Origin of the sequence: Streptomyces sp. NPDC057623, from assembly GCF_042800355.1 — a bacterium.
GTDB lineage: Bacteria > Actinomycetota > Actinomycetes > Streptomycetales > Streptomycetaceae > Streptomyces.
Genome location: NZ_JBHVGZ010000148.1, coordinates 3,708 through 7,563, shown reverse-complemented (window position 1 = coordinate 7,563; position 3,856 = coordinate 3,708). Strand labels below are relative to the sequence as shown.

At 68.7% G+C, this 3,856-nt stretch carries 3 protein-coding genes and 1 pseudogene; 2 read left to right on the top strand and 2 right to left on the bottom strand.

Going from position 1 to position 3,856, the window contains the following annotated elements:
• Nucleotides 1-881, top strand: a pseudogene (gene dacB, locus ACFU95_RS50540) (D-alanyl-D-alanine carboxypeptidase/D-alanyl-D-alanine-endopeptidase); the annotation flags it as partial.
• Between the two features lie 436 nt (nucleotides 882-1,317).
• On the top strand, nucleotides 1,318-1,539 hold the full coding sequence (locus tag ACFU95_RS50535; RefSeq protein ID WP_152172902.1) for a hypothetical protein: 222 nt from the start codon (nucleotides 1,318-1,320) through the stop codon (nucleotides 1,537-1,539).
• A 232-nt stretch (nucleotides 1,540-1,771) separates the two neighbouring features.
• Here the strand turns inward: ACFU95_RS50535 and ACFU95_RS50530 are convergent, their stop codons facing one another.
• Together ACFU95_RS50530 and ACFU95_RS50525 are read right to left on the bottom strand one after the other, a co-directional pair.
• Nucleotides 1,772-3,280: a tripartite tricarboxylate transporter permease gene (locus ACFU95_RS50530; protein WP_383844573.1), complete on the bottom strand. Its 1,509-nt coding sequence runs from the start codon at nucleotides 3,278-3,280 to the stop codon at nucleotides 1,772-1,774.
• Nucleotides 3,281-3,293: 13 nt separating this feature from the next.
• Entirely contained in the window at nucleotides 3,294-3,821 is a 528-nt protein-coding gene (locus ACFU95_RS50525) for a tripartite tricarboxylate transporter TctB family protein (RefSeq protein ID WP_383844570.1), read from the bottom strand.
• Between the last annotated feature and the right edge of the window lie 35 nt (nucleotides 3,822-3,856).

Genomic DNA, 3,856 nt, shown 5'->3' with positions numbered 1-3,856 from the left:
GGCGGCGGCGACCGCACCCTGACCACCGACGACCTCGACGCGCTCGCCAAGACCGCCGTCGCCGGGCTGAAGAGCGCCGGGCTCACCTCGGTGAAGGTCCGCATCGACGACAGCCTCTTCCCCGAGCCGAGTCTCGCCACCGGCTGGAACACCGGCTACTACCCCGACTCCGTCGCCCCCGTACGCGCGCTCGTCGTCGACTCCCACAACGTCGACGACACCTCCCTCGACGCGGGCGACGTCTTCGCGAAGCTGCTCGCCGAGCGCGGGGTCACGGTCGACGGGTCGGCAAGGGCGACGTGCCCGTCGCCACGCACACCTCCGACAAGCTGTCCACGATCGTCAAGCAGATGCTCAAGGTCAGCGACAACGACATCGCCGAGTCCCTGCTGCGCCTCACCGCGCTCGGCGCCGGCCGCTCCGCCACCTTCGAGGACGGCACCGCCGTGGTCCGCGACGTCCTCACCCGGTACGGCATCTCGCTCGACGACTTCGCGATGTACGACGGCAGCGGGCTGTCCCGCACGACCCGGATCCCGGCGCAGACCATCGCCGACATCGTCGACCTGGCCGCCGACCCCCGGCACGCGCAGACGCTGAAGTACATCATCGACGGGCTGCCCGTCTCCGGCGAGGCCGGCGCCACGCTGGGCCCGGAGTTCGGGCGCTTCGACACCGCCGACTCCAGCTGCGCGGTCGGCAAGGTCAAGGCCAAGACCGGCACGCTCACCGGCGCCGTCGCGCTGAGCGGTCTGACCAAGGCGCAGGACGGCCGCTGGAAGGTCTTCTCCTTCATCGAGAACGACTCCACCGCCGGGCCGTCCGACATCAAGGACGCCCTCGACGGCCTGGCCGCCACCGTCAACGGCTGCTGGGCGTAGGGGCCCTACCCCCCACGAGGGCCTCCCGCCGCCTCCGGAGCGCCAGGGCCAGACCGCCCGGCGCTCCGGGGGAGGTGTCGTCCTGGTCCACCGTCCGCTCACCGACGAACTCCCGTGGTTCCAGGCCGCATTCGACGACATGTGGGGCGGTTCCGAACTTCGTCCGAGCGAACCAGGCACATCCATCAAGGAGAACTGGCGCGACTACATGTTCCGCGTAAACGAAAAGGCGCATTTCGAATGAGCCGGTTCGCGCGGTGCGAAAAGCCCTGAGAGCAGGACCGGATCCTCGCTGGATTTTCGCAATCTTCACAAGAAAAACGTCCAGCACACGCAAAGCGTCGTGTAAATTGAAAAGCGACGGGGAAATGGGCAAGATTTACGTCGCCTTGAAAGTCCCCGTTAATTACTCGGAATTAACAAAAGGAGAAATCTCATGCGCAGGAAGCTCGCACTGATCGCCGCAGGTGTCGCCGTGGCCATCGGCGGCGGTCTCGCGACCGCCGGTTCCGCTCAGGCCGCCACCTACTACAGCACGAAGGCCGAGTGCGACGCGGCGCGGGTCAAGCTCGCCGACGGCGGGCAGCGGAAGTGCCAGCAGAGCTGGGGTGGCGCCTCCGGGGGCTGGTTCATCAACGACATCGCAGCCCAGGGATAATCGGGCCGCAATACGCCGCACATATGGCCTTGCCGAGATGTCCTGGCCACACGCTCGGAACCGTCGCGGTTATTCCCCCGCCCGGAACCTGCGAGCCCCCGGCCGTGAATAGCGGCTGACGAATCGCGGGCACCGATCGCCCTCCAGGAATATCACCTGGCCCCGGGATATTCCCGTCCGTGCCCGTTCGACGACGCTGTCGGATCGGGCACGGACGGTCTCGGCAGCGGGCTCAGGTCGTGCGAGGCCCACGCAGCCGGCGCCTGACACTGAGCGCGGTGGGGACGCCGGCGCCGAGGGCGACCAGCACGAGCAGCGTCAGCGACAATGGCCGCTCGACGAAGACGGCCCAGTCGCCGTTGGAGATGATCAGGGCACGCCGGAGGTTGTCCTCCAGCAGCGGTGTCAGCACCGCGGCCAGGATGGCGGGAGTCAGCGGGAAACCGTTCTCCTGCATGCAGTAGCCGAGAAGTCCGATGCCGAGCAGCAGCACCAGGCTGGACAGGCTGAAGGTGAGCGCGTACGCGCCCAGCACGGTGAAGACGATCACGGCACCGTAGAGCAAGGGCGGCGGCACCGTCAGGAGCTTCACGAAGATCCGGACCATGGGCAGGTTGAGGAGCAGCAGCATCGTGTTGCCCACGATCATGCTGGCCACGATGGTCCACACGAGATCGGGGTCCGAGTTGAACAGCTGCGGCCCCGGCTGCAAGCCGTACATCTGGAAGACGAAGAGCAGCAGCGCACTGGTCGCCGAGGCCGGAACGGCCAACGTCATCATGGGGATCAGAGAGGCACCGACGCCTGCGTTGTTGGCGGTCTCGGGCCCCGCGACACCTTCGATGGCGCCATGCCCGAAGAGGCGTCGGCGCTCGCCGCGCGCGACACGCTTCTCCAGCGAGTACGACGCGAACGTCCCCAGGGTGGGCCCGACCCCCGGCAGCAGACCGGAGAAGAAGCCGACGAGCGTGCCGCGTACGTAGGCGGGCCAGGAAAGCCGCAGGTCCTCGCGCGTCATCCAGGCACGACCGGTCATGGCCACCGGCCCGTCCGGTCGCGTCCGGCCGACCGACAGCTGCCGCAGCGCCTCGGGTACGGCGAACAGCGCCATGGCGACCAGCGCGATCGAGACACCGTCGGAGAGTTCGAGCACGCCGAAGGTCCAGCGCCTGACCGACGACTGACTGTCGGTGCCGACCAGGGCGACGCACATCCCGAACAGGACGGAGATGACCGCCTTGAGGCGGGAGCCGGTGATCAGCGAGGCCGTCATGGCCAGGGCCCCGGCCATCAGCACCGTGTACTCCGCCGATCCGAAGGCGACGGATACTTTCACGAGCAGCGGCGCGACGAGGACCAGACCGAGGACGGCCGCGATTCCGCCGAGGTACGACCCCACCGCCGCGGTGGCCAGCGCGACTCCGGCGCGGCCCTTCCTCGCCATCGCGTAGCCGTCCAGCGCCGTCACCGCGGAGGCCACCTCGCCCGGCGTCCTGATGAGGATGGACGTGGTCGAACCGCCGTACATCGCGCCGTAGTAGATCCCGCAGAGCAGGATCAGGCCGGCGGCGGGATCGAGTCCGAAGGACAGGGGGATGAGCAGGGAGATGGCCGTAATGGGGCCGACCCCGGGGAGAACGCCGACGACGGTGCCGACCAGGACGCCGAGGAACGCGAAGAGCACGTTCCCGGGGGTGAGGGCGTGTACCAGCCCTGAGAGCAGATGAGTGATCGATTCCATGGCTCTCCTCCCGTCACCCGAGCAGTCCGGCGGGGAGTTCGACCCCGAGCAGTCTGGTGAACGTGAGGTGGACGGCGACGCTGAGGACGACGGCGAAACAGCCGTTCCGCAGCCACCGTTCCCGTTCGATCAGGGTGCTGGTGGCGAGCAGGTAGGCCGTGGTCGCGATCGGCTGGCCGAGCGGGATGAAGGCCAGGACGTAGGTGGCGAACAGGGCGATCATCAGTGCCAGGCGCCGCCAGGGAACCGGAGGTTGGCCGGATTCCACCGTCTCGTCGGTGGAGTCGCCGGACTGCCGGATGTTGCCGGCCGCGGTGTCGGCGCCGGTGCCGCCGCCGGCCGTCCGTTCCTGGCCGGCCAGGCGTCGTGTCCTGCGCCGGCCGAGTACTCCCCGGCCCGCGAGGACCAGCCCCGACAGCGCCAGCAGGAGACTCACCGTGACGGGGAAAGCGGAGGGGCCGACGGTTCTCGATCCGCCTGGCGGGGGTTTTGCGGTGAGGGGCGCCCAGAAAAAGCCCAACCCCCCCACCACCACCCCCAAAACCCCCCCTACCGCCCCCCCGCTTCGTCTCCGCC

Bases quoted from the DNA above. Each gene is read 5' to 3' on its own strand.
- ACFU95_RS50535 (WP_152172902.1), top strand. From the start codon at position 1,318: ATGCGCAGGAAGCTCGCACTGATCGCCGCAGGTGTCGCCGTGGCCATC.
- ACFU95_RS50530 (WP_383844573.1), bottom strand. From the start codon at position 3,280: ATGGAATCGATCACTCATCTGCTCTCAGGGCTGGTACACGCCCTCACC.